Below are 25,550 nucleotides of genomic sequence, written 5' to 3' on the forward strand. Positions count from 1 at the left end.
CCCCCAAGATCTTGTCAACTCACAGCCATGCAACTACAAGATGTTGTGGTCAACACTAGGACCGGACACTACGACCTGGCAAGCTGGCCAGTGTGTGGAGCCTCCTGACAAATCCGTCACAGCGAACCCGTCATGACAGACCCGTCACGAGGACCTGTCACGGCAGGCGGAGCGTCTGGCCGGGGACGAGATCGGTCGTCTCCAGCCGATTGAGGCCGGCCAGACGGGCCACGGCCACCCGGGTGTCACCGTCGGGAGCCAGCCCGCGGGCGATGCCCCACAACGTCTCCCCGGACCGGACCACATGGACGCGCGCCGGCCGGTCGTCCCCGGTCGGCGCGGCCGACGACGTCACCCGGGCCACGGACAGCACCAGGCAGGACACCAGCATAACCAGGACAACCAGGACAACCCGGCCCCGCCCGGTCAGCCGCAACGGAGGCTCAGCCGACGCCCGCATCGTCCACCTCCCCAACTTCCACCAGCACGTACCACTTCCAACAACATGATCAAAGAACATCCGTTCGATCGAACGCCTGGTCGAGTTTKTACTGCACGGCCCCGACGGAATCGTCGTGACACGCTCGAACAGACGTTTGAGATATCCGGCCGCGACGGTTACGGTCGTAGCGATCAGATTCAGGTCAGATCCAGGTCAGATCCAGGTCGTGGCCGCRGCTCCGGTTCACGGCAAAACGTCGGATATGCCGGGAGCGTAAGTCTGCCATGACCGACAACGAAGGAGTACGGCAGGGATGACCACCGACGACAACCGCACCCGCCGTGGCCGGCCCCCCCGCGGCTCCGTGCGCGACCTGCCGGACGGGCCGGCGGACGCCGCGGGCCTGACCCCCCGCCAACGCAAGGTGCTTGAGGTGATCCGCGACGCTGTCGAGCGCCGAGGCTACCCGCCGAGCGTGCGGGAAATCGGCGATGCGGTGGGGCTCACGAGCACGTCCAGCGTCGCGCACCAGCTGAAGACGCTGGAGGAGAAGGGCTTCCTGCGCCGTGACCCGCACCGCCCCCGGGCCATGGAGGTCCTCTCCGCACAGGCACCGGTACGCCCCGTGGCACGCCAGGCCCCCGGCGTCGGTACACTCACGGCGGGTTCGTCGACGGACGGCCCCGCACAGGCGGYCTACGTGCCGGTCCTCGGCCGCATCGCCGCGGGTGGGCCGATCCTCGCCGAGCAGGCGGTCGAGGAGGTCTTCCCGCTCCCCCGCGAGATCGTGGGCGAGGGCACCCTGTTCACCCTGCGGGTCGTCGGGGACTCCATGGTCAACGCCGCGATCTGTGACGGCGACTGGGTGGTCGTCCGCCAGCAGCCGGTCGCGGACAACGGCGAGATCGTCGCCGCGATGATCGACGGCGAGGCGACGGTCAAGACACTGCGCCGTCGTGACGGCCACGTCTGGCTCGAGCCGCAGAATCCGGCCTATGCTGACATTCCGGGTGACAGCGCGACGATCCTCGGCCGGATCGTCGCGGTCCTTCGCCGGGTCTGATCCTCCCGGGAGGGAGCATGGGCACAGGTGTCGACCGGCACCGCACCGGTCGGGTCGTGGCTGTCGTGGGGCCGACAGCGGCCGGCAAGAGCGACCTGGCGATCGCGCTGGCCACCGAGCTGGACGGTGAGATCGTCAACGCCGACTCCATGCAGCTCTACCGCGGGATGAACATCGGTACCGCCAAGGTGCCGCCGGCGGAACGCGGCGGTGTCCCCCACCACCTGCTCGATGTCTGGGACGTCACCCGCGCCGCCGACGTGGCGTCCTACCAGGCGCTGGCCCGACAGGTCGTCGACGGTCTGCTGGCCGCCGGCCGCACGCCGGTGCTCGTGGGCGGCTCCGGGCTCTACGTCCGGGCCGTCCTCGACGACCTCGCCTTCCCCGGCACCGACCCGGCCGTGCGGGGGCGGCTGGAGCGAGAGCTGTCCGAGCGGGGCCCGGCCGCGCTGCACGCCGATCTCGCCGCGCGGGCACCGGCGGCGGCCGCCGCCATCCTGCCCGGCAACGGCCGCCGTATCGTGCGCGCGCTGGAGGTGGTGGAGCTCACCGGCAGCTTCACCGCCTCCCTGCCGGAACACCGCTCGGTCTACGACGCGGTCCAGATCGGCATCGACCATCCTCAACTCGACGCGAGGATCGCCGACCGGGTGGCCGGCATGTGGGCCGCCGGCATGATCGAGGAGGTCCACGCCCTCGTCAGCATGGGCCTGCGGGACGGCCCCACCGCCTCCCGGGCGCTGGGCTACGCCCAGGTTCTCGCCTGGCTCGACGGCGCGCTCGATTCGGCCGAGTCGGCCCGGCTCGCGACAATTGCCGCGACGCGCCGACTGGCACGTAGACAAAGGTCGTGGTTTCGGYGCGATCCTCGCATAATTTGGCTKGACCGTCCCGACGTCGAGCAGGTGGCGGGCATGGTCAACCCGGCCTGAACGTGCGGCGGGTCCGTGGCCCGTTCTTCCCGTCGTCTGGAGACACCCGTCGTCTGGAGACATGTGTGACCGCGATCGAGTTGAACCTCGTCCCGGCCCTGTGTGCCGCGTTCGACGACGGGTCGTTACAACTGCACTACCAGCCCGAGGTCGACCTGCGCACCGGGTCGGTTCCCGGGATGGAGGCCTTCCTGCGCTGGCACCATCCCGACCGGGGGCTGATGAACCCGTCGCAGTTCATGCCGGCCGCCGCGGCCGCGGGCCTGTCCGACCAGGTCGGCCGCTGGGTGTTACGCACCGCCGTGGCCGAGGCCCGGACATGGCACGAAATGGCCGCGGGAACCGCGATCCGCCCACCCCGGCTGTGGGTCAACGTGACCGCCGACCAGCTGACCCGGCCCGGTTTCGCGATCGAGGTGGAACAGCTCATGCACGGACGTGCGCTGCCACCGGGAGCGCTCGGGCTGGAGTTCACCGAGCAGACCCTCGGCCTCGCGCGGGTCGGGGTGCCCCGGCTGCTGGCCCGGCTGCGTTCGTTCGGACCAGCGATCGGCGTCGACGGTTTCGGCACCTGGTACGCGTCGCTGTCCACCCTCGACGTCCTGCCGCTGGACATGGTGAAGATCGACGGCCGCTTCCTCCACGCGATGCAGCGGGACCTGGAGGGCGAGGCGGTCCTGGCCTCGATCATCACGCTGGCCCACCGGCGGCAGATGGTCGTGACCGCCGAGGGCGTCGACAGCGTGGTCATGGCGTCCCGGCTGGCGGCGATGCACTGTGACCGGGGAGCCGGCCGCCTGTTCTGCCCGCCCGTCCCCACCGACGACGCCAGGATGATTGCCCTGGGCCGCGGCCGACCGAACCGGCGCCACGGGCGTTCCCGGCCGACCGGCGCCACCAGCGGCACGGGACGCGCCGGACGCGCCGCRCCCGACCGCGCCACGGCCACCGCCACCGCCACCGCCACCGGCACAATCCCGAGACCGGCCCGGGCCGCCGTCATCTGACCGGGAACTGCCATCATCCGACCGAGAAAATTCGGTCGCGGCCCCGGAGCGGACGTGGGAGTCTGCGATAAAGGAGGCAGCGACATGACGTTTCCCGCCATCTTCGACGCCTCCGATGAGGACCTCGGCCTCGACCTCGCCGACCGTTTGGCGCTGCGCCGGGTACCAGGCCTGGCGACCGAGCTCGACGACGTCACCGAGGTCGAATACCGCCAGCTCCGGCTGGAACGGGTGGTTCTCATCGGAGTGTGGACCTCGGGCACGGCCGCCGAGGCGGAGACCTCCATGGCCGAGCTCGCCGCGCTGGCGGCCACGGCCGGCTCGGTCATCCTGGACGCKCTCATCCAGCGTCGGGACACTCCCGACTCGGCGACGTACGTCGGCTCCGGCAAGGCGCGTGAGCTGCGCGACGTCGTCACCGCCACCGGCGCCGACACCGTCGTCTGCGACGGTGAGCTGACCCCCGGCCAGCTGCGCCAGCTGGAGGACGTCGTCAAGGTCAAGGTCATCGACCGGACCGCACTGATCCTCGACATCTTCGCCCAGCACGCCACCTCCCGGGAGGGCAAGGCCCAGGTCGAGCTCGCGCAGCTGCAGTACATGCTGCCGCGGCTGCGTGGCTGGGGTGAGTCGATGTCCCGCGCCGGTGGTGGCATCGGCACCCGCGGCCCCGGTGAAACAAAGATCGAAACGGACCGGCGGCGGCTGYGCGCCCGCATGGCCAGGCTCCGCCGGGAGCTCACCGGAATGAAGACGGTCCGGACGACCAAACGGTCGGCGCGGCAGCGCAGCGGCATCCCCGCGGTCGCGATCACCGGTTACACCAATGCCGGCAAGTCCTCACTGCTCAACCGGCTGACCGGCGCCGGGGTGCTGGTCGAGGACGCCCTGTTCGCCACCCTGGACCCGGCCGTGCGGCGGGCCACGCTGCCCGACGGCAGGACGTTCACCCTCGCCGACACCGTCGGCTTCGTCCGCCACCTGCCGCACCAGATCGTGGAGGCGTTCCGCTCCACCCTGGAGGAGGTCGCCGACGCCGACCTGCTGCTGCACGTCGTCGACGGCTCGCATCCCGACCCGATGTCACAGATCTCCGCGGTCCGCACGGTGATCAACGACATCGGCGCCGCGGACGTCCCCGAGCTGCTGGTCGTGAACAAGATCGACGCCACCGACCCGGACGTGCTCGCCCGGGTGCGCCGCACCGTCCCCGACGCGATCCTTGTCTCGGCCCGCACCGGGGACGGGCTGACCGCCCTGGTGGAGGAGCTGACCGAGCGCGTCCCCCACCCCGACGTCGAGGTGTGTGTGCTGCTGCCGTTCACCCGCGGCGACCTGCTCTCACGGGTCTACGCCCGCGGGGAGGTCCTCGGCCTCGAGCACACGGCGACCGGCACCGTCCTGCGGGCCCTGGTACCGGTCGAGCTCGCCTCCCAGCTCGCCGACTTTCTCCTCGAACCGGCCTGAGGGAGCCGGCCTGAGGCCGGCGGGTCTACGCGGCCCGCTGGCCCACGCCGTTACGCCAGAACTCGACCAGCACCGCGGCGGTGACCTTCGGGTTCTCGATCGCCGGTGAGTGCGCCGCCCCGGCGATCACCTCGTAACGGGCGCCCAGGCGTGTCGCCATCTCCGCCTGCAGACGCGGCGGCCAGGCGTCGTCGGCGGCCCCGTGGGCGACCAGCACGGGTACGGCGTCCTGGCCGACAGCGTCAGCAAGCTCACCGACCCGGTCAGGTTCGCTCAGAAGCTGCTCCCCCATCACCCGGAGACCGACGTCACTGCTGGCGAAGAACCGGCGCTCCAGGAACTCAAGCCCACCGGGCGGGTACACGGCGGTGTCCGCGGCCCGCATGGCGGCCCACACCGCGTCCCGGCCGCTACGCCTGTACAGGACCCGCATGGCCTGCAGCGCGATCCGCCGAGGGCCGACGATCCCGGCCGGGCCGGAGCTGAGCAGCACAAGGCTTGCCACACACGACGGCCGGGCGATGACCGCGGCCCGCGCGACCAGCCCCCCGAAGGAATGGCCGAGCAGGTGCACCGGGCGACCGATCTCGTCGGCCACCAGGCTGACCTGCCCGGCAAGGGCGTCGACCGTGCAGTCCTGTTCCGGGTTGGCCGCGGGCGACTCGTACTGGCCGTGCTGGTCGACCGCGATCACGTCGAACCCGGCCCGCGCAAGACGCGGAATGATCGGCAGAAAGTCCTCCTTGCTCCCGGTGTAGCCGGGTAGCAGGACGACCGGCGGGTCGATGGACGATCCGGCCCGCAGGACCGCAAGGCTTGCGCAGGTCGAGCGCTGTACCCCGGACGGCAGTTCCGTCGACGTCGAGACCATTACCAAGGACTCCCCTGCTCCCACACGGCGACCACGTACCCCACACCGTAAGGGGCAGCGACATACTCAGCACGAGACATCCATGACCACGTGCGCGTGTCGCTCATGGTGATGTCCGGGTCGTGCGCTGTGGCGGCGAGGGTAGCATCGGCAAGCCGCGCGCCGGCGAGCACCTGCCACGACGCGCGGCCGGCCGCCATCAGCTCGCGGGAGAGGACGGGGTCCAGGCTCAGCAGCGCGGCCGCGTCGCCGGTGGCGAGCGCCTCCGCCACCGCGGCGTCGTGGCCGTCCGCGCGGCTGTCGAACCCGCCAGGCGCGCCGACCGTCCGCCGCGCGCTGCCGTCGCCCATCACCAGCAGGGCGACCCGCCGCGCCGAGCCGGCGAGCTCGGCGCCGAGCCGGGCGGCGTCCGCCGCGCTGGTCGTCGCGCTCACGCCGAGGCCGGTGACCGCGCCCTCCCACGGAACCTGCCCGAGCAGCCAGGCCCCGACCGTCAGCGACAGCGGCAGCGTCGGGGCCGCCCCTGGCGTGGCGGATCCCAGCGCGACCGACAGCGGCACCCCGTAACCAGCCAGACTTCCGGACTCGCCAGCGGCGTACGGCCTGGTCCGTGGCGCGTCACCGACGACGACGACGACGTCCGGGCCGCCGGCCACGAGCCGGCGCACCGCCTGGATCGCCGGCCTACGCACCGCGACAGCCTCACCGGCGGCGAGCTCGGGGACGAGCAACGGTGGATGCGGACAGACAACCGCCGCTGTCAGCGTCACCGCCGCAGGGCGGGCATACCGAGAAGCGTGGGCGCGCCGGCAGCGGCCGCGGCGGCCGGCCGCTCCCGCTCGGCCTCCCACAGGTCACCGGCCCTGGTCCGCCGGTGGGCCAGCAGCGGGCCGTCCGCGACGAGATGATGGGGCGCGCCCCGCGTGACCGCCGTCCGCACCACGTCGCCGGGACGGATCAGGGTGGCCGACGGCGCACCCAGATGGACCAACCGGCCGTCCCGGGCGCGGCCGGAACGCCGCCCGGTGGCGGCGTCCTTGCGCCCCTCCCCCTCGACGACGAGGACTTCCACCGGCTGGCCGACGAGCGCGCGGTTGCCCACCCAGGAGATCTCGTCCTGGACGGCCACCAGCCGTTCGTAACGGTCCCGCACGGCAGCCGGGTCGACCTGGCCGTCCATGGCGGCGGCCGGGGTGCCCGCCCGCGCGGAGTACTGGAAGGTGAAGGCGCCGGCGAACCGCGCCTCGCGCACCACGTGCAGGGTGTCGGCGAAGTCGGTCTCCGTCTCGCCCGGGAAGCCCACGATGATGTCGGTGGTGATGGCGGCGTGCGGCATCGCGGCCCGGACCCGTTCGAGGATTCCCAGGAAACGCTCCTGGCGGTAGGAGCGGCGCATCCGCCGCAGCACCGCGTCCGACCCCGACTGCAGCGGCATGTGCAGCTGCGGGCAGACGTTCGGGGTCGCCGCCATCGCCTCGATCACGTCGTCGGTGAAGTCCCGCGGATGCGGCGAGGTGAACCGGACCCGTTCCAGCCCGTCGATCGTCCCGCAGGCATGCAGCAGTTTCGCGAACGCCCCGGGATCACCCAGCGACCGGCCGTAGGAGTTCACGTTCTGGCCGAGCAGGGTGATCTCGATGACGCCGTCGGCGACCAGCGCCTCGACCTCGGCCAGGACGTCGCCCGGACGCCGGTCGGTCTCCCTGCCCCGCAGGCTCGGCACGATGCAGAAGGTGCAGGTGTTGTCGCAGCCGACGCTGATGCTCACCCAGGCCGAGTGGTGCGTCGACCGGCGGGAGGGCAGCGCGCTGGGGAAGACCTCCAGCGCCTCGACGATCTCGACCTCGGCCGCCGCGTTGTGCCGTGCCCGCTCGAGCAGCACGGGCAGCCGGTGCAGGTTGTGGGTGCCGAAGACGACGTCCACCCAGGGCGCCCGTTCGGTGATCGTCGCGCGGTCCTTCTGCGCGAGACAGCCACCGACCGCGATCTGCATACCCGGATGGTGCTTCTTCGCCGGGTACATCTGACCAAGATTGCCGTAGAGCCGGTTGTCGGCGTTCTCGCGCACGGCGCAGGTGTTGAACACCACCACGTCCGGAGTGACATCCGTGGCCGCGGGCACGTAACCGGCGGCCTCCAGCATGCCGGCGATCCGCTCGGAGTCGTGGACGTTCATCTGACATCCGAATGTCCGGACCTGGTAACTGCGGGGACTCACGCAGCCAGCCTACGGCGCGGGCGCAACAGACACTTTCCACCGCCTCCGGCGGGTGGTCTCGACGGCTAACGGGCGGTCTCGACGGCGCGGGTCTCGCGAACCACCGTGACCCGGATCTGGCCCGGGTAGGTCAGCTCGTCCTCGATCTGTTTCGCGACGTCGCGGGCGAGCATGTGCGCGGCGATGTCGTCCACCTGATCCGGGACGACCATCACCCGGACCTCGCGGCCGGCCTGCATCGCGAAGACCTTCTCCACCCCCGGGCGTTCGCCGGCGATCTGCTCGATGCGCTCGAGCCGCTTGACGTAGGACTCCAGGCTCTCCCGGCGGGCACCCGGCCGTCCGCCGGAGATCTGGTCCGCGACCTGGGTGAGCACCGCCCCGATCGAACGCGGCTCGACCTCGTTGTGGTGCGCCTCGATGGCGTGGACGATCTCCTCGTCCTCGCCGTAGCGGCGGGCGATCTCGGCGCCGATGAGGGCGTGGCTGCCCTCCACCTCGTGGGTCAGCGCCTTGCCGAGGTCGTGGAGCAGGGTGCCCCGTTTGACCAGTGCCGGCGGCAGCCGCAGCTCGGCGGCCATGATCCCAGCCAGGTGCGCGGACTCGATCAGGTGCGCCAGGACGTTCTGGCCGTAGCTGGTCCGGTACCGCAGCCGCCCGAGGATGTGGATCAGCTCGGGGTGCATCTCCGCGACGCCGGTCTGCACGAGCGCGTCCTCGCCGGCGCGCACACAGCGTGCCTCGACCTCGCGCCTGGCCCGGTCGTGTTCCTCCTCGATGCGATGCGGATGAATGCGCCCGTCCCCGACCAGGGCCTCCAGGGTGATCTTGGCGATTTCGCGGCGTACCGGATCGAAGCAGCTGAGCAGAACCGCTTCGGGCGTGTCGTCGATGATGACGTTCACGCCGGTGACCGACTCGAACGACCGGATGTTGCGGCCCTCGCGGCCGATGATGCGGCCCTTCATCTCGTCGCTGGGCAGATGCAGGACGGAGACGACCGACTCCGTGGTCGTCTCCGAGGCGACCCGCTGGATGGCCAGCGTAACGATCTTCCTGGCCCGTTCTTCGCCCTGTTCCCGGGCCTGCGCCTCGATGTCGCGGACCAGCACGGCCGCGTCCCGCCGGGCGTCGGCCTCGACGACCTTGACAAGTTCGGCCCGCGCCTGGGCGGCGGTGAGCCGGGCCGCCTCCTCCAGCGTCCGGCGGCGTTCCTCCTCCAGGTCGACGACCTCCGCGCGCCGTCTGGCGAGTTCGGCCTCCCGGGCCGCCAGGTCGTGGTCCCTGGCCTCGATGTGGCGGGCCTGTTCGTCCACGACGGCGGCACGGGCCTCCAGCCGCTGTTCGCGCTGGGCGAGACGGGCGTCCCGCTCGCGCAGCTCCACCCGCAGCGCCCGCACCTCCTCCTCGGCCTGCGTCCGGAAGGTCTCCGCCGACTTCCGGCCGGCCTCGCGCGCCTCCGCCTCGACAAGGGAGCCACGCAGCGTCGACTCCGCCTCGGCCCGTTCCCGCAGCGCTCGGGCGTTCTCCTCCGCGCGGCGGAGCAGCTCCGCGGCTTCCCGCTCCGCCTGCTCCCGCAGGCTGCTGGCCTGCCTGGCGAGCTCGGCGGCTTCAGCGGACTCGGCCTCCGCCACCTCGACATCAGCGCCGTCCTCGCCCCCGGCCCGGGGCTGGGACGCCGCCAGGCCATCTCCCGAGCGCAGGACGCGAAGAAGAAGCAGCGTAATTACCCCCAGGCCCACGAGCACGCAGCTGGCAAGCACGACGAGGAGAACGCTCATCGGTCCTCCTCCCTCGGCCGGGATTGGCCCGCGGTCAACGGGCCGAAACGGCGAGGGGGCCCACGAAACGGGCTGTTCCGGAACTTGCGGAATCCGTGCTGCTACCGACAAACGCCTGAGCACAAGCGGATGCGGCGGCGTCCACAGACGTCGCGATCCGGGCCAGCCACCCTCGTGTGAAGTTGTTTCACGTTATCGGAACCGCGTCACCGCGGGAGCCCTCTCACCTTTGCCGAGAGTAGGTCTGCGGCTCGTGAACGGTCAAGAAAAGCTAGTCAAGCGAACCATCCACAACCTCCTCGGTGATCACCCTTACAACAAGATCGGACGGGTAGCCGCGACGGCCGAGCAACGCGGCCAGACGCCGGGTGCGCACCTGGGCCGGCAGCCCTGCCATCGCCGGCATACGACGTCGTACCAGCTCCCGCGCGGCGGCCTCCTCGTCGTGGGTGTCCAGGTCGTCCTGGTCGGCGAGCGCCGCGGCGATGACATCCGCGTCAACCCCCCGGCGACGCAGCTCATGGACGAGCCCGTGGCGACCCAGACCTCGGTTCGCCCGCGCGGAGGAGATCAACGCGGTGGCGAACGCCCTGTCGTCAACAAGACCCACCTCGGCCAGACGGGCCAGCACCGCCTGCGCGGTGTCGGGATCCACCCCGCGCCGCGCCAGGGTGGCAGCCAGTTCTGCATGGCTTCGCGGCCGGGCCTCAAGCTGGCGCAGACAGATCTCCCGCGCTCTGGCGACCGGGTCCGCGGCCTCTTTCACAGGTCCGCGGCCTGTTTCACAGGTCGGCCGGCGGCGGGGACGCCGGATCCACGTCGAGCGTCGGCACCAGGCCGAGCTTTTCCTTGATTCGCTTTTCGATCTCGTCGGCGATGTCGGGATTGTCCCGCATGAAGGAGCGGGCGTTCTCCTTGCCCTGACCCAGTTGATCACCGTCGTAGGTGTACCAGGCCCCCGACTTGCGGATGATGCCCTGCTCGACCCCCATATCGATCAACGAGCCTTCCCTGCTGATGCCGCCCCCGTAGACGATGTCGAACTCCGCCGTGCGGAACGGGGGGGCCATCTTGTTCTTCACGACCTTCACTCGGGTACGGTTACCCACGGCATCCGTCCCGTCCTTCAGAGTCTCGATACGGCGAACATCCAGCCGCACGGACGCGTAGAACTTCAGCGCCTTGCCGCCCGTGGTCGTCTCGGGCGAACCGAACATGACACCGACCTTCTCGCGGAGCTGGTTGATGAAGATGGCGGTGGTCCCCGAGTGCGACAGCGCGCCGGTGAGCTTGYGCAGCGCCTGGGACATCAGCCTGGCCTGCAGACCGACATGGCTGTCACCCATCTCACCCTCGATCTCGGCCCGGGGCACGAGGGCCGCCACCGAGTCGATGACGATGATGTCGATCGCGCCGGACCGGATGAGCATGTCCGCGATCTCCAACGCCTGCTCACCGGTGTCGGGCTGGGAGACCAGCAGCGCGTCGGTGTTGACCCCGAGCTTGGCCGCGTAGTCGGGGTCGAGCGCGTGCTCGGCGTCGATGAAGGCCGCGATCCCGCCGGCGGCCTGGGCGTTCGCGACCGCGTGCAGCGCGACGGTCGTCTTCCCGGACGACTCCGGACCGTAGATCTCCACGACGCGGCCACGCGGCAGCCCACCGATGCCGAGCGCCACGTCCAGGGCGATGGAACCGGTCGGGATGACCTGGACCGGTGGGCGGGTGTCGTCACCGAGCCGCATCACCGAGCCCTTGCCGAACTGCTTGTCTATCTGAGCGAGGGCGTTCTCCAACGCCTTCTCGCGGTCGAGTCCTGCCATCGGGGTCACTCCAGGCTGAGGTCGTCGATTCTTGGCCACGATGGCGACGGTAGGGGGCGGGTCCGACAATTTCGAGCGCCGGGCCGCGCCTGTGGACAACTGGACGGTCGAAGCAGCCACGATCAACAGCCTTTCTCACCCGTCGGCTCACCCCACCGGGGCACCTTGTCACTCGGTATCCACAGTAGGCGAACAGGCGTTCGATAGCATCCTCGACGCGCCGAACCGTCAGCGTTCGCGCGCGGACAGGCCGAACTCCTCGCACACCGCCCGCCAGACGTCCTTGGCGTCGTCACCGCGAGCGAGGGCCGCCTCGACCGTGACCCCGCCGAGCCCGGCGACAACATGGTCGCGGGCAACCGACTCCGCGTACCCGGAGCCGAACTGCTTGTTCATTCGCGCCCAGAACTCGGTCAGTCGCACGGGTGCAAGTCTGCCCTTCCCGACAGGCATACTCGCGACAGGCAGACTCGAGGGCATGCCCGCGCCGTCCCCCCTCACGCTGTTCTCGGCCCCCACCCGGGCCTGGTTCACCGGCGTGTTCCCCGCGCCCACCCCCGCGCAGGCCGGCGCCTGGGAGGCGATCAGCCACGGGGACGACGTCCTGGTCGTCGCCCCGACCGGCTCGGGCAAGACGCTCGCGGCCTTCCTGTGGTCGCTGGACCGGATCGCCCGCGCCGGTCCCCCGGCCGACGCGTCCCGGCGCTGCCGGGTGCTCTACGTCAGCCCGCTCAAGGCCCTGGCCGTGGACGTCGAACGCAACCTGCGGGCCCCGCTGGCCGGGATCCGGGCCACCGCGGCGCGCCTGGGCCGGCCCGAGCCCGACGTGCGGGTGGGTATCCGCTCCGGTGACACCCCCGCCGCCGAGCGGCGGGCGTTCGGACGGCTGCCCCCGGACGTGCTCATTACCACGCCCGAGTCGCTGTTCCTGATCCTGACCAGCCAGGCGCGCGAGGCGCTGCGCGGGGTGGAGACGGTCATCGTGGACGAGGTGCACGCCGTGGCCGGCACCAAGCGCGGCGCCCACCTCGCCCTGAGCCTGGAACGCCTTGACGCGCTGCTGGACACCCCCGCCCAGCGGGTGGGCCTGTCGGCGACGGTGCGCCCGACCGAGGAGGTCGCCCGCTTCCTCGGAGGTGCCCGCGCGGTCACGGTGGTCCGCCCACCCACGGGAAAGACCCTGCGGATCGACGTGGTCGTGCCGGTGCCGGACATGACCCAGCTCGCCGGTCCAACTACCGACGCCGACACCGGTCCGCGGCCGGCCGCGTCGATCTGGCCGGCCGTGGAGGAACGCATCCTCGACCTCGTCCTCGCACACCGCTCGACCATCGTGTTCGCCAACTCCCGCCGGCTGGCCGAACGGCTGTGCGCCCGGCTGAACGAGGCGTACGCCCAGCGCATGCGGGACCCGTCCCTCGAGGTGGCCCGGGCGCATCACGGCAGCGTCAGCCGACAGCAGCGGGCGCTCATCGAGGATGATCTCAAAGCCGGCCGGCTGCCCGCGGTCGTGGCCACCTCCAGCCTGGAACTCGGCATCGACATGGGCGCCGTCGACCTCGTCGTCCAGGTCGAGTCACCACCGAGCGTGGCCGCCGGCATGCAGCGGGTGGGGCGCGCCGGGCACCAGGTCGGAGCCGCCAGCCGCGGCGTGATCATGCCCAAGCACCGCGGCGACCTGCTGTCGTGCGCCGTCGTCGCCGAACGGATGTGCGACGGCGGGATCGAACAGCTGCGGTATCCGCGCAACCCGCTGGACGTGCTCGCCCAGCAGATCGTGGCGATGGTCGCGATGGATCCCTGGCCGGTCGACGACATCGCCGCGCTGGTCCGCCGGGCGGCCTCGTTCGCGACGCTGCCGCCGCCCGCTCTGGATGCGGTCCTGGACATGCTCGCGGGCCGCTACCCCAGCGACGACTTCGCCGAGCTGCGTCCCCGCCTGGTCTGGGACCGGGTCACCGGCACCCTCACCGGCCGGCCCGGCAGCGGGCGGCTGGCGGTCACCAGCGGCGGCACCATCCCCGACCGCGGCCTGTTCGGGGTCTTTCTGGTGGGTGAGAAGGCCAGCCGGGTCGGCGAACTGGACGAGGAGATGGTCTACGAGTCCCGGGTCGGTGACGTCGTCCTGCTCGGGTCGTCAAGCTGGCGGATCGAGGAGATCACCCCCGACCGGGTGCTGGTGGCCCCGGCGCCGGGCCGGCCGGGCAAGCTGCCGTTCTGGCACGGTGACACGCTCGGGCGTCCCGCGGAACTCGGCCGCGAGATCGGCGCCTTCACCCGCGAGCTGGCCCGCCTCGACAGCGGGCAGGCACGCGAGCGCCTGCGGGCGGCCGGGTTCGACAGGTGGGCCACCGACAACCTGCTCACCTACCTCGCCGACCAGCGGGCGGCCACCGGCCATCTGCCGGACGACCGGACGATCGTCGTCGAACGCTTCCGGGACGAGCTCGGCGACTGGCGGCTGGCGGTCCACTCGCCCGTCGGCGCCCCGGTGGCCGCGCCGTGGGCGCTGGCCATCGCCGCCCGGCTGCGCGACCGCTACGGCGTCGAGGTGCAGATCATGCACTCCGACGACGGTGTCGTCGCGCGGATCCCGGACGCCGACCTCGCCCCCACCGCCGACGTGGTCGTGTTCGACCCCGACGAGATCGACGCGCTCGTGCGGGCCGAGGTCGGTACCAGCGCGCTGTTCGCGAGCCGGTTCCGGGAGTGCGCGGGCCGGTCGCTGCTGCTGCCGCGGCGCACCCCCGGCCGCCGGACGCCGCTGTGGCAGCAACGGCAGCGCAGCGCCCACCTGCTGGCGGTGGCGGCCCGCTTCGACGACTTCCCCGTGGTGCTGGAGACCATGCGGGAGTGTCTGCAGGACGTCTTCGACGTCCCCGCCCTGACCGGGCTGATGCGTCAGATCGCGGCCCGCACGCTGCGCGTCGTCGAGGTGGAGACCGCGGCGCCCTCGCCGTTCGCCCGCTCGATGCTGTTCGGCTACGTCGCGGCGTTCATGTACGACGGGGACACCCCGCTGGCCGAACGCCGGGCCCAACTGCTCGCGCTGGACAGCTCCCTGCTCACCCAGCTGCTCGGCCAGGCCGACCTGCGGGAGCTGATCGACGCGGCCGTGCTCGCCCAGGTGGAGGCCGAACTGCAGCGCCTGGCACCCGACCGGCGGGCGCGTGACGTCGAGGACGTCGCCGACCTGCTGCGCGTGGTCGGCGACCTCAGCACACCGGAGGCGCTGGCCCGCGGCGCGACCCCGGCCCACCTCGCCGAACTCGCCGACACCCACCGCGCGCTGCGGGTGCGCGTCGCCGGCGAGGAACGCTGGGTGGCCGTCGAGGACGCCGGCCGGCTGCGTGACGCCCTCGGCATCCCGGTGCCGGTCGGGGTGCCCACGGCCTTCACCGAAACGGTCCGCGACCCGCTCGGTGACCTGCTCGCCCGCTACGCGCGCACGCACGGCCCGTTCGACGCCGAGGCGGTCGCCGACCGCTTCGGACTGGGTGTGGCCGTGGTGACCGCCGGCCTGGAGCGGATGCTCGCCACCGGCCGGCTCGTCCGCGGCGAACTGCGCCCGGGTGGCACCGGCGAGCAGTGGTGTGATGACACGGTGTTACGGATACTGCGCCGACGCAGCCTCGCCGCCTCCCGCCGCGACGTCGAGCCCGTCCCGGTGACGGCCCTTGCCCGTTTCCTGCCCGCCTGGCAGGGGCTGTCACGCGGCCGGGACGGCAGCCACGGTGGCAGCCACGGCGTCGACGCGGTGGTGCGGGCCGTCGAGCAGCTGCAGGGCGCGCTGATGCCGGCCAGCGCCTGGGAGCAGCTCGTCCTGCCCGCCCGGGTGGCGGACTACCAGCCGGGGATGCTCGACGAGCTGTGCGTGTCCGGTGAGGTGCTGTGGGCCGGCGCGGGCGGGCTGCCCGGCAACGACGGCTGGCTGACCCTGGTCCTCGCCGACAGCGCTCCCCTGCTGCTGCCACCGCCCGTCCCGGACGCGGCGAGCACCCCCCTGCACGCCGCCGTGCTCGAGGCCCTCGACGCGGGGGCCGCCCTGTTCTTCCGGTCCCTCTCCGACCGGGTCGGCAGCCTCGACGACACCGCGCTCGCAGCCGCGCTGTGGGATCTGGTGTGGGCGGGCCTGGTCACCAACGACAGCCTCACCCCGCTGCGGACCTCGCTGGCCGCCCGCCGCGGCAGCCATCCGACCGCTCGGCGCAGCCCCCGGCTGCGCCCGGTGCGCTACTCCCGTCCGAGCATGCCGTCGCGGACCGGCCCGCCGACGGTGGCCGGCCGCTGGTCACTGCTGCCAGCGCGGGATCCCGACCCGACGCTGCGCGCCCACGCGCAGGCCGAGATGCTGCTCGACCGGTACGGGATCGTCACCCGCGGCACAGTCGCGGCCGAGGGGATCCCGGGCGGTTTCGCCGGGGTGTACCGCCTCCTGTCCGCCTTCGAGGACAACGGACAGTGCAGACGTGGATACTTCGTGGAATCCCTCGGCGCGGCCCAGTTCGCCGTCCCCGGTGCGGTCGACCGGCTGCGGGCGATGCCGGCGACGTCCGGCGCACTCGTGCTCGCCGCGACCGACCCGGCGAACCCCTACGGCGCCGCCCTGCCCTGGCCGGCGGCCCAGCCGGCCAACTCTTCGGGACACCGGCCGGGACGCACACCGGGTGCGCTCGTCGTGCTCGTCGACGGCGAACTGGTGCTCTACGTCGAACGCGGCGGCCGGACGTTGCTGACCTGGACCGACGACCCCGAACGGGTGCAGCCGGCGGTCGACGCCCTCGCGCTCGCCGTGCGGGACGGCTGGCTGGGACAGCTGTCCGTGGAGAGGGCCGACGGCCAGGCCGTGCTCACCAGCGAACTGCGCACCAGCGAACTCGGCCAGGCCCTGGAACGCGCCGGCTTCCATCCCACACCGCGCGGCCTGCGGCTACGGGCCTGAACCATCCCGCATGAGTTCGCGCAGGCCGTCGGCGAAGCCGCGCAGGGCCGCGGTCCCGCGTTCGAGCTCACCGTCGCGCCCCGCCACCGCCCCCGCCGGCGACAGTGCCGACGACAGCGCCGACGGTGTCGAGGCGAGCAGGTCACTGGCCGCGGCCAGCATCTCGTCGAGGGCGTCCGCGGCGGTCGTCATCGAACTCACCAGGCCCGTGATCGTAGTAGTGATCTCCGCTCGACGGCCTGGGTCGACGACCGTACGCGCCGCCGACTCACAGGCCAGCGCCCGGGCGGCCTGGCCGCGCAGACCATCGACCACCTGGGCGGCCGACGCCATCGCCGCGCGGACCGCCTCGGCGGCGGCCCCGGGCGGCAACGACCGCAGCATGGCTGCGAGCGCGACCACCGCCGCCTCGCCGCGATGCAGGGGCTCCGCGGCGGCCGAGCCCCGTATCCGCAGCCGCGAGGGCAGCGGCGCCGTCGGCAGCGGCAGAGCCGCCGGCAGCGCCGGAGCCGCCCGCGCCTGACGCCAGGACAGACCGGCCCGCACGAGCGCGCCGGCGCCCACGACCAGCCAGCCCCACGTCCCGTCGAGCACCGCGACCGCCGGGGTGAGGACCGCGACCCCGGACCACGCCCGCGCGGATGCGGCCGCGCGGCGGCGCTGCCGGGCCTGGGCACGGATCAGCCGCTGCTCGCCGCGCAGCAGGTTCCGGCGTTCGATATCGGCACGCAGCCACTCCGGCAGGCGGCTGCTCGGCCCCGTCCCGCGTGCCGGCAGCATCGTCAGGCGTCCGGCCGATCAGCCTGTCCCTTGTCCAGGGACAGCGTGCCGTCGGATCCGCCCACCGCTGGCCCGGCCGACAGGGCCGTGCGGATCTCGGCGAGACGGTTGGACGCCTTCGCGTCCAACGACGCCCTACGAATCTCCAGCATCCGCGACTCCACCCCCTGCGAGGACAGTTCGTGCCGTCCCAGGGCGATCGCGTAGCGCTGCTCGACCTTGTCCCGAACCTGCCCCAGCGTCGGGGTGTCGCCTGGCGGGGTGAGCCGGGACATGCCGTCGAGCGCCTTGCTCATCTGCTCCTGCATGGCGGCGTGCTCGATCTGGGTCAGCAGCCGGGCCCGCTCGGCGAGCTGCCCCTCCAGCCGCAGCGTGTTGTCCTCCACCGCGCGGCGGGCCTGCTCGGCGGAGAGTGCGGCCTGCTGGTGCAGGGCCTTGAGGTCGTCGAAGGAGCTCTCCGCGGCGACGAGCTGGCTGGCGAACGCCTGCGCGGTCTGCTCGTAGCGGGCTGCCGCGTCCGCCTCGCCCTTCGCGCTGGCCGCGTCCGCGAGCAGGATGGCCTGGCGTGCGGAGGCGGTCAGGCTCTCGACCTCCTCGATCTGGCGCGCCATCCGCATCTCCAGCTGCCGCTGGTTGCCGACGACCGCGGCAGCCTGTTGCACGAGCGCCTGGTGTTGCCGCTGCGCCTCGGTGATCGCCTGGTCGATCTGGACGCGCGGATCCGCCTTCTCGTCCAGCTTCCGGTTCGCCGACGCGGACAGATAGCGGTAGAGCTTGCGGACGACGTTCGCCATACCCCGATCGTCGCACGTCAAGCCGGACATCGGTGCCCCCCGGCCCACTAAAACGGACGTCGGCTAGACGGCACCGCCGTCGACAGTCGGCTCAGGCGGCACRGTCGACCACGGCGGTGGTCGCGCCGCCACGGGACTGCATGGCGGGAGGCTGCATCGCGGGGGGCTGCATGGCGGCCATCGGCGGCATCCCCGCCATCGGGGCGCCCACCCGGGYCGGACCGCCGGCCGCGAGCTCGGCGAGCTCCAGATCGTCGCTCACCTCACGCAGCAGGTCGGCGAGCCGGACGCCGAGCGCGTCGCAGATCGACGCGAGCAGCTCGGAGCTGGCCTCCTTCTGTCCCCGCTCGATCTCGGAAAGGTATCCGAGCGAGACTCTCGCGTTGGAGGACACCTCACGCAGGGTCCGGTGCTGATCCTGGCGGCGGCGGCGCAATGCCTCGCCGAGCATGCGTCGGAGCAGGACCATCGTGCCTCCTCCTTCGTCCTCGGGCTGGGCCTTACCGTATACCTGCTGTCCACCGTGATGGCTGGCCGTTGATACGACTGTAACCATGTAAGCAACACGCGTCCGGCGGTTCATCCCAGTCAACAAGTATGAACAGTCAGGGTACGCCGAAGAGCGTCCAACGCCTGGACGACCGCATAGATACGGTTCGTACGACGGTCACCGGGGAGGCGCAGGGACCTCGTCAGCGTGCCGAAGGCACCAACCATACCGATGTGCAGCGTCCCGACGGGCTTGCCCTCCTGCTCGTCGGRACCGGCCACCCCGGTCACCGCCAGCCCGTTGCTCGCCCCCAGCAGGTCCCGTACGCCCGCGGCCATCGCCGCCGCCGCCTCCGGGGACACCGCGCCGGACGTCGCCAGCACGTCCGGGTCGACCCCGAGCACGTCCCGCTTGGCCTCGGTGGCGTAGGAGACCACCCCGCCGCGCAGCACCGCGCTGGCACCGGCGACGTCGGTGAGCCGGCCGGCGAGCAGCCCACCGGTCATCGACTCGGCGACGGCGAGCGTCTCACCGCGCTCGGCGAGCAGCCGCAGGACGGTCCCCTCCAGCGAATCGTCGTCGACGCCGTAGAGCGCGATCCCGAGCGCGTCGCGGGCCGCCTTCTCCACCGGCTCGATGAGCCGGTGGGCCTCGGCCCGGTCGGTGGCGCGGGCGCTGACCCGCACCCGGGTCTGCCCGCCGCTGGCCAGAAAGGCAATTGTCGGGTTTCCGACCGGGGCGAGCCGCTCGACCTCGCCGGCCAGCGCCTGGGCCACCGCCGACTCCCAGATCCCGGCGGTGCGCAGGACCCGGTGCACCACGACCGCCGGCTCCCCGGCCCGGCGCAGCAGATCCGGCAGGACCGACCCGGTGAACATCGCGTACATCTCGTTGGGGACGCCAGGCAGGGCGTACACCACGCCACCGGCTGTTTCCAGACGGACGCCGGGGGCGGTGCCGACCTCGTTCGGCAGCGGTTCGGCGCCCTCGGGAAGATCCGCCTGCCGGTAGTTCATCTCCGGCGCCCCCCGGCCCGTACCGCCCGGCGCGTCCCGCCGCAGCGCCTGGAACCAGCGGCGTAAGGACGCCTCGAGGAAGGGATCCCGGCGCAGGGCCACGCCGGCCGCCAGGGCGATCCCCTCCCGGGTCAGATCGTCCTGGGTCGGCCCGAGCCCGCCGGTGAGGATGACCGCGTCCGCGCGGCCCAGCGCCGCCCGGATCCCGGCCGCGATCGTTTCGACGTTGTCGCCCACCACCGTCGACATCGTCAGCCGCACGCCCACGTCGGCAAGCTGCCGCCCGAGCCACGCCGCGTTGCCATTGACGATGTCCCCGAACAGCAGCTCGTCACCCACTGCCAGCAGTTCAGCCCGCATCGCTCTCCTCGGAGATCGCGGGAACCGGCCGCGTCGCCTGCCGTCGCAGGGCCACCGCCCGTCCCACATAGTCAAGACCGGTGACCACCGCCACCAGCACCCCGGCGGCGAGAACGACCGCCCGCGCGGAGGCGGCGATCCCTTCCAGCGGGAGCACGTAGAGACCGATCGCGCAGTTGAGCAGCAGGGTCTTCAGCTTGCCCCCGCGGCTGGGTGCCATCACCTCGTAGCGGATCATCCGTAACCGCAGCAGGGTGACCCCGACCTCCCGGACCGCGACGACCACCGTCACCAGCCACGGTAGGTCATCGAGCAGCGACAGGGACAGCAGCGCGGCGCCGGTGAGAGCCTTGTCCGCGATCGGATCGAGGATGATCCCGAAATCCGTGACGATCCCGCGGCTGCGGGCGACATATCCGTCGACCTGGTCGGTGACCGCCGCGAGCRCGTAGACGGCGAACGCCGCCACCCGCCAGTCGGAACCGTCCTGCCCACCGGCGAACATGAACACCACGAACACCGGGACGAGYGCGACCCGCCCGACGGTGAGCGCGTTGGCAAGATTCAGCCGGCTGACGGCGGCCCCGCTCATGCCACAGGGTCGACTGTCACAGGGTCGACGATGTTGAGGAGCTCGGCGACCAGGTCCACCCCTTCGGACGCGACCACCTTCGCACTCACCAGATCGCCCACCCGCACCCGCGCGGCCTCGGCCGCTGGCAGGCGGACCGTGCACGCTCCGTCGACCTCGGGCTGCTGGTGCGCGGCCCGTCCATGTGCCAGCCCACCGTCGACCTCCTCCACCAGGACCTCGACGACCGAGGAGAGTCGCTGCTGCGCGCGGGCGGCGGTCAATTGCTCGACCAGGTCGGTCACGCGCGCCTGGCGCCGGCGTACCGTGGCCGGCGTGACCTTGCCGGGCAGGGTGGCCGCCTCGGTCCCGTCCTCGTCGGAGTATCCGAAGACCCCGACTGCGTCGAGGTCGGCGTCGGTGAGGAAGCGCTCCAGCAGCGCGACGTCCGCCCGGGTCTCGCCCGGGAAGCCGACGATCACGTTCGAGCGGGCGCCGACGTCCGGGGCCAGCGCGCGGGCCCGCGCCAGCAGATCGAGGAAGGCGTCCGCGCCACCGAAACGGCGCATCCGCCGCAGCACCGACGGACTGGCGTGCTGGAACGACAGATCGAGGTAGGGGGCGACTCCCGGAGTCGTCAGCACCGTCTCCAGCAGGGACGGGCGTACCTCGGCGGGCTGCAGGTACACCGCTCTGACCCGGACCACACCGGTGATCGCGGCCAGTTGGGGCAGCAGTTTCTCCAGCGCCCGCAGGTCCCCGAGGTCCTTGCCGTAGGAGGTCGAGTTCTCGCTGACCAGGACGAGTTCCCGCACGCCCTGGCCGGCGAGCCACTCGGCCTCGGCGAGGACGTCCTGCGGTGGCCGGGAGACGTGTGCCCCGCGGAACGTGGGGATCGCGCAGAACGCGCAGCGCCGGTCACAACCACTGGAAATCTTCAACGACGCGACAGGTCCCCCGAGCAGGCGCTGGCGCAGGACCGGCGGGCCGGAGGCGGGCCCGGTCCGCTCCGCCCGTCCCGTCCGCTCCGCCTGGCGGTCGACCGGTGTGATCGGCAGCAGGGTCCGCCGGTCACGCGGAGTGTGCGCCGCGGGTTTCTCGCCACGCAGCACCGCGTCCAGATGGCTGCCGAGCGTCGGGTAGGCGTCGAAACCGAGGACGGCGTCGGCCTCCGGCAGACTGTCGGCGAGCTGCCGGCCGTACCGCTCGGCCAGGCAGCCGACTGCGACCACGGCCTTCGGGCCCCCGGCGTCCGTGGCGGCGTCGCGCAGATCGGCGGCGGCGAGCAGCGTGTCGATCGAGTCCTTCTTGGCGACGTCGACGAAACCGCAGGTGTTGACCACCACGGCGTCGGCGGTGGCCGGATCGTCGACCACGGCCCAGCCATCCCCCCCGAGCCGCGCCGCGAGCTCCTCGGAGTCCACGTCGTTGCGGGCACAGCCCAGTGTGATCAGCGCGACACGGCGAACGGGACGATCGGGCACGACGTCAGGCTACCGGGATGCCGGGTTACCAATGGCACAGTCTCCCGACGCACCCAGACCCACACGTACGGTGAGGACCTGGCCGGGGCTGCCCCCCAGTCCCAGATCCCGCCCGTTGCAGAAGACCGCCACCGATCCGGCATTGCCGATTTTGATCTCCATGGAACGGGCCGCCTTCACCAGACGGCTGTCGCCGGGCTGCAGGAGCTGCTGCAACAGGACCCGCTGTGCCTCGTCCCGCATCTCCAGCCAGCTCGGCTCGTCCCGTACCGCCACCTCGACGTTCACCCCGCTCGGCGCGGGCGTCGCGGACCGCACGGGTGCGGCGGACGCGCCGGCTCCCGGCGTCGCCGGCGGGACCGTGGCGGCCGCCCGGACATCGGTTGGGCCGCGCAGCGCACCGCCGGAGTCGTCCGGGACAAAGACGGCGAGAGCGGCCAGGACACAGACCGCTACCAGCGCGACGATCACCGCGGGTGCCCAGGGGAACCCCCGACGGGCTACCGCCCCGTGCGGGATCAACGGATCGACCGGCCGCGACGGGAGCGGCTGCGGCCCGGTCGACCGGCCGTGCCGCCGGTCGAACTCGGAGATCAGCGGCGCGGGATCGATCCCCAGGGTGCGGGCGATGCTGCGGATGTGGCCACGCGCATACACCGAACCACCACAGCTGGTGAAATCGTCAACCTCTATCTGCTCGATCAGCGCGGCGCGCACACGGGTCCGCTCGCTGATGTCCAAGATCGACAGGCCCTGTCTGACCCGGGCGGTCGCGAGCGCCGCACCCACTCCCTCAGGAGGCGGGCTGCCTGCGGACACCGTCGGGTCAGTGGACTGCATAGCCACCCTCCGCCCGGTCGGATCGGCAGTACTGGCGAGTCTACGGTGGTTGGCCAGTCGCCGAAAGCACACTCCGATGATCGCCGTGGACGTCACTAGTCATTGCGTAGAGTTACCAGGAGTCCTTCAAGTTCGTCCGGCATGACCAGCACGTCCCGGGCCTTCGACCCCTCGCTGGGACCAACGATGCCACGRCTTTCCATCAGGTCCATCAGACGGCCAGCCTTGGCGAACCCGACTCGCAACTTGCGCTGAAGCATCGAGGTCGACCCGAACTGGGTCGACACCACCAACTCAACCGCCTGCACGAACAACTGCAGATCATCCCCGATGTCCTCGTCGATCTCCTTCCTGGACTCGGCGGCACCCTCGAACACATCCGCCCGAAACGCCGGCGCCGCCTGCTCCCGGGTATGAGCGACGATCGCGGCGATCTCCTCCTCGGAAACGAACGCCCCCTGGATCCGCGCCGGCTTCCCCGCCCCCATCGGCAGGAACAACGCATCCCCGAGACCGACGAGCTTCTCCGCCCCCGCCTGATCCAGGATCACCCGGCTGTCCGCCAACGACGACGTCGCGAACGCCAACCGCGACGGCACATTCGCCTTGATCAACCCGGTCACCACGTCCACCGACGGCCGCTGCGTCGCCAACACCAGATGAATCCCCACCGCCCGCGCCATCGCCGTGATCCGCGAGATCGAGTCCTCGACATCCCGCGGCGCCACCATCATCAGGTCCGCCAACTCGTCCACGATCGTCAGAATGTACGGATACGGCGCGTACACCCGCTCCGACCCCGCCGGCGCCACGATCTGCCCCGCCCGCACCTTGCGATTGAAGTCATCGACGTGCCGCACCCCGCACGCGGCCAGATCCTCGTAACGGTTCTCCATCTCCTTGACCACCCACTCCAACGCGTCCGCGGCCTTCTTCGGACTCGTGATGATCGGCGTGATCAGATGCGGAATCCCCTGATAGCTCGTCAACTCCACCCGCTTGGGATCCACCAGCACCAGCCGCACCTGATCCGGCGTGGCCCGCGCCAACACACTCGTGATCAGCGTGTTGATACAGGTCGACTTCCCCGCCCCGGTCGCCCCGGCGATCAGGATGTGCGGCATCTTCGCGAGGTTCGCGACCACATAGCCGCCCTCGATGTCCTTACCCAGACCGACCAGCAGCGGATGCGGGTTCCCGGTCGCCTCCTCACTGCGCAACACGTCCCCGAGCGAAACCAGCTCCCGGTCGGTGTTCGGGATCTCGATCCCGACCGCGCTCTTCCCCGGGATCGGACTGATGATCCGCACATCCGGGCTCTTCACCGCRTACGCGATGTTCTTGGTGAGCTGGATGATCCGCTCGACCTTCACCGCCGCACCCAACTCGATCTCGTACCGGGTCACCGTCGGCCCCCGAGTGAAACCCGTCACCCTGGCATCCACCCGGAACTGCGCGAAGACGTCCGTCAACGAACCGATCACCGCATCCGTCGCAGCCGACCGCACCTTCGGCGGCGTACCCTGCTGCAACAAGGTCGGCGACGGCAGAACATAGCCACTTTCCGCCATACCGCTCAGGCCGGGAGCGACGAAGTGCTCCACCTCGGACGGATCGGGCAGACGCATCTGTACCGGCTCGGACGGCGGCTCGGGCCCTGGTCCGCGTCCCCGCGTCTTCGGGACCCGCCGTCCGCCGGCCCGGGGCGCCGGCGCCGGTTCGTCCGCCACCGGCGGCCCGGCATCCCCTGTCGCGTCGATGTCGAACACATCCGGATCCGGCAGCGGATGGGAGGCAGGGATGCCGAGCAGGTCCTCCACCAGTGACCCGCGGAACCGATCCTGCGCCGGGCTGCCGGTGGCCGGCTCGTTTCGGCGACCCCGGTCCCGGTCCCGGTCCCGACCCCGGTCCCGGTCCCGGCGACCTCCACGGTCCTCCCCGCGCTGGTAACCGGCCATGACCCTGTCCCGCAGCTCGCGCAGTCGGTCGGGGATCGTGTGAATCGGGGTCTTGGTGATCACGAGTATGCCGAACACGCTCACCAGGACCAGCAGAGGCACCGCCAGGTACGCGGTGACAGCGCTGGACAGCGGCGAACTGACCAGGAACCCGGCCAGCCCCCCCGCCCGCTCGATCGCGGCGGTACCGGCGCCGAAATCAGGCACCCCGTGCGCGACGTGCACCAGCCCCAGCGCACCCRCCGCGAAAGCGGTCCAGCCGATCAGCACCCGGCCACGGCTGTCCGGATCGCTCGGGCTGCGGATCAGCCGCCAGGTCGCGCCGAGGCCGAACAGCGGAAGCGCCACCGCGCCCGCGCCGACCAGGAAGTGCAACAGGCCTGCGACAACACGGCCCACCGGCCCACCGGCATGAAACCAGACCGCAGCCAGGGTGAGCGCGGTCGCGCCAAGCGTGGCAAGCCCCGCGCCGTCCCGCCGGTGCGCCTCGTCGATACGCAGGTCACGGGCGCCCCGACCGATCCGGCGGCCCATCCCGCCCAACAGCGCGGCCGCGGCCTGCCAGGCCCGGACCACCAGCCGGATCGCGGCTTGGGCGGCGACCACGGTGAAGGGAGGGCGTGATCTGCCCGTACCGGCCTTCGCGGGGCTGGCCTTCGGCCGGGGCCTGCTCGCTGTCTGCTTTCCGCTCGACGCCTTGCCCGCGGCCGGTGG

Annotated in this window: 21 protein-coding genes; 5 read left to right on the plus strand and 16 right to left on the minus strand. The window is 71.8% G+C overall.

The window, feature by feature from the left end:
- Positions 1-157 precede the first annotated feature (157 nt).
- Positions 158-460 carry a LysM peptidoglycan-binding domain-containing protein gene (locus BL254_RS07180; protein ID WP_047221399.1) on the minus strand — a complete coding sequence of 101 codons (303 nt, stop codon included), beginning with the start codon at positions 458-460 and terminating at the stop codon, positions 158-160.
- Between the two features lie 295 nt (positions 461-755).
- On the opposite strand from BL254_RS07180, the gene lexA reads away from it, so the two are divergent.
- The 4 genes from lexA (at position 756) to hflX (ending at position 4,911) form a co-directional block, all read left to right on the plus strand.
- Positions 756-1,505 carry a transcriptional repressor LexA gene (lexA, locus tag BL254_RS07185; RefSeq protein ID WP_076842865.1) on the plus strand — a complete coding sequence of 250 codons (750 nt, stop codon included), beginning with the start codon at positions 756-758 and terminating at the stop codon, positions 1,503-1,505.
- Between the two features lie 17 nt (positions 1,506-1,522).
- Positions 1,523-2,437, plus strand: coding sequence for a tRNA (adenosine(37)-N6)-dimethylallyltransferase MiaA (gene miaA, locus BL254_RS07190; protein WP_076842866.1), 915 nt, complete (start codon positions 1,523-1,525; stop codon positions 2,435-2,437).
- Positions 2,438-2,502: 65 nt separating this feature from the next.
- Positions 2,503-3,444 carry an EAL domain-containing protein gene (locus BL254_RS07195; RefSeq protein ID WP_047221482.1) on the plus strand — a complete coding sequence of 314 codons (942 nt, stop codon included), beginning with the start codon at positions 2,503-2,505 and terminating at the stop codon, positions 3,442-3,444.
- A gap of 84 nt (positions 3,445-3,528) precedes the next feature.
- The gene (gene hflX, locus BL254_RS07200) at positions 3,529-4,911 is read left to right on the plus strand and encodes a GTPase HflX (protein ID WP_076842867.1); all 1,383 of its coding nucleotides are present in this window, start codon (positions 3,529-3,531) and stop codon (positions 4,909-4,911) included.
- Positions 4,912-4,936: 25 nt separating this feature from the next.
- Here the strand turns inward: hflX and BL254_RS07205 are convergent, their stop codons facing one another.
- The 7 genes from BL254_RS07205 to BL254_RS07235 form a co-directional block, all read right to left on the minus strand.
- Positions 4,937-5,782, minus strand: a complete 846-nt coding sequence (locus BL254_RS07205; RefSeq protein WP_047221397.1) for an alpha/beta fold hydrolase — start codon at positions 5,780-5,782, stop codon at positions 4,937-4,939.
- A complete protein-coding gene (locus BL254_RS07210; protein WP_076842923.1) occupies positions 5,782-6,552 on the minus strand; it encodes a hypothetical protein in 771 nt (256 codons plus the stop codon). Before BL254_RS07210 ends, BL254_RS07205 begins: the two co-directional genes overlap by 1 nt.
- Positions 6,549-8,000 carry a tRNA (N6-isopentenyl adenosine(37)-C2)-methylthiotransferase MiaB gene (gene miaB / locus BL254_RS07215; protein ID WP_076842868.1) on the minus strand — a complete coding sequence of 484 codons (1,452 nt, stop codon included), beginning with the start codon at positions 7,998-8,000 and terminating at the stop codon, positions 6,549-6,551. Before miaB ends, BL254_RS07210 begins: the two co-directional genes overlap by 4 nt.
- A 65-nt stretch (positions 8,001-8,065) precedes the next feature.
- Positions 8,066-9,781, minus strand: coding sequence for a ribonuclease Y (gene rny / locus BL254_RS07220; RefSeq protein WP_047221396.1), 1,716 nt, complete (start codon positions 9,779-9,781; stop codon positions 8,066-8,068).
- A gap of 271 nt (positions 9,782-10,052) precedes the next feature.
- Positions 10,053-10,547, minus strand: a complete 495-nt coding sequence (locus BL254_RS07225; protein WP_052914216.1) for a regulatory protein RecX — start codon at positions 10,545-10,547, stop codon at positions 10,053-10,055.
- 16 nt (positions 10,548-10,563) lie between these two features.
- A complete protein-coding gene (gene recA, locus BL254_RS07230) occupies positions 10,564-11,601 on the minus strand; it encodes a recombinase RecA (protein WP_076842869.1) in 1,038 nt (345 codons plus the stop codon).
- 228 nt (positions 11,602-11,829) lie between these two features.
- Positions 11,830-12,024 (minus strand): DUF3046 domain-containing protein, encoded by a 195-nt coding sequence (locus BL254_RS07235; protein WP_047221395.1) that lies wholly within the window; start codon positions 12,022-12,024, stop codon positions 11,830-11,832.
- 55 nt (positions 12,025-12,079) lie between these two features.
- On the opposite strand from BL254_RS07235, the gene BL254_RS07240 reads away from it, so the two are divergent.
- On the plus strand, positions 12,080-16,543 hold the full coding sequence (locus BL254_RS07240) for a DEAD/DEAH box helicase (RefSeq protein WP_076842870.1): 4,464 nt from the start codon (positions 12,080-12,082) through the stop codon (positions 16,541-16,543).
- Here the strand turns inward: BL254_RS07240 and BL254_RS07245 are convergent.
- The 8 genes from BL254_RS07245 to BL254_RS07280 form a co-directional block, all read right to left on the minus strand.
- A complete protein-coding gene (locus BL254_RS07245; protein ID WP_047221394.1) occupies positions 16,532-17,323 on the minus strand; it encodes a phage shock envelope stress response protein PspM in 792 nt (263 codons plus the stop codon). The two genes, BL254_RS07240 and BL254_RS07245, sit on opposite strands and share 12 nt — an antisense overlap.
- 2 nt (positions 17,324-17,325) lie before the next feature.
- Positions 17,326-18,117, minus strand: a complete 792-nt coding sequence (locus tag BL254_RS07250; RefSeq protein WP_047221393.1) for a PspA/IM30 family protein — start codon at positions 18,115-18,117, stop codon at positions 17,326-17,328.
- Between the two features lie 91 nt (positions 18,118-18,208).
- A complete protein-coding gene (locus BL254_RS07255; protein WP_076842871.1) occupies positions 18,209-18,586 on the minus strand; it encodes a helix-turn-helix domain-containing protein in 378 nt (125 codons plus the stop codon).
- 119 nt (positions 18,587-18,705) lie between these two features.
- Positions 18,706-19,983 (minus strand): competence/damage-inducible protein A, encoded by a 1,278-nt coding sequence (locus BL254_RS07260; protein WP_076842872.1) that lies wholly within the window; start codon positions 19,981-19,983, stop codon positions 18,706-18,708.
- Positions 19,973-20,575 carry a CDP-alcohol phosphatidyltransferase family protein gene (locus BL254_RS07265; protein ID WP_076842873.1) on the minus strand — a complete coding sequence of 201 codons (603 nt, stop codon included), beginning with the start codon at positions 20,573-20,575 and terminating at the stop codon, positions 19,973-19,975. Before BL254_RS07265 ends, BL254_RS07260 begins: the two co-directional genes overlap by 11 nt.
- Entirely contained in the window at positions 20,572-22,038 is a 1,467-nt protein-coding gene (locus tag BL254_RS07270; protein ID WP_047221389.1) for a MiaB/RimO family radical SAM methylthiotransferase, read from the minus strand. The genes BL254_RS07265 and BL254_RS07270 overlap by 4 nt, the downstream gene beginning before the upstream one ends.
- Positions 22,039-22,047: 9 nt before the next feature.
- Complete coding sequence (locus BL254_RS07275) at positions 22,048-22,878, minus strand: helix-turn-helix domain-containing protein (protein ID WP_076842874.1); 831 nt, start codon at positions 22,876-22,878, stop codon at positions 22,048-22,050.
- 95 nt (positions 22,879-22,973) lie between these two features.
- Positions 22,974-25,442 (minus strand): DNA translocase FtsK, encoded by a 2,469-nt coding sequence (locus BL254_RS07280; RefSeq protein WP_083730906.1) that lies wholly within the window; start codon positions 25,440-25,442, stop codon positions 22,974-22,976.
- Between the last annotated feature and the right edge of the window lie 108 nt (positions 25,443-25,550).

Origin of the sequence: Protofrankia sp. BMG5.30, assembly GCF_001983005.1 — a bacterium.
Taxonomy (GTDB): domain Bacteria; phylum Actinomycetota; class Actinomycetes; order Frankiales; family Frankiaceae; genus Protofrankia; species Protofrankia coriariae.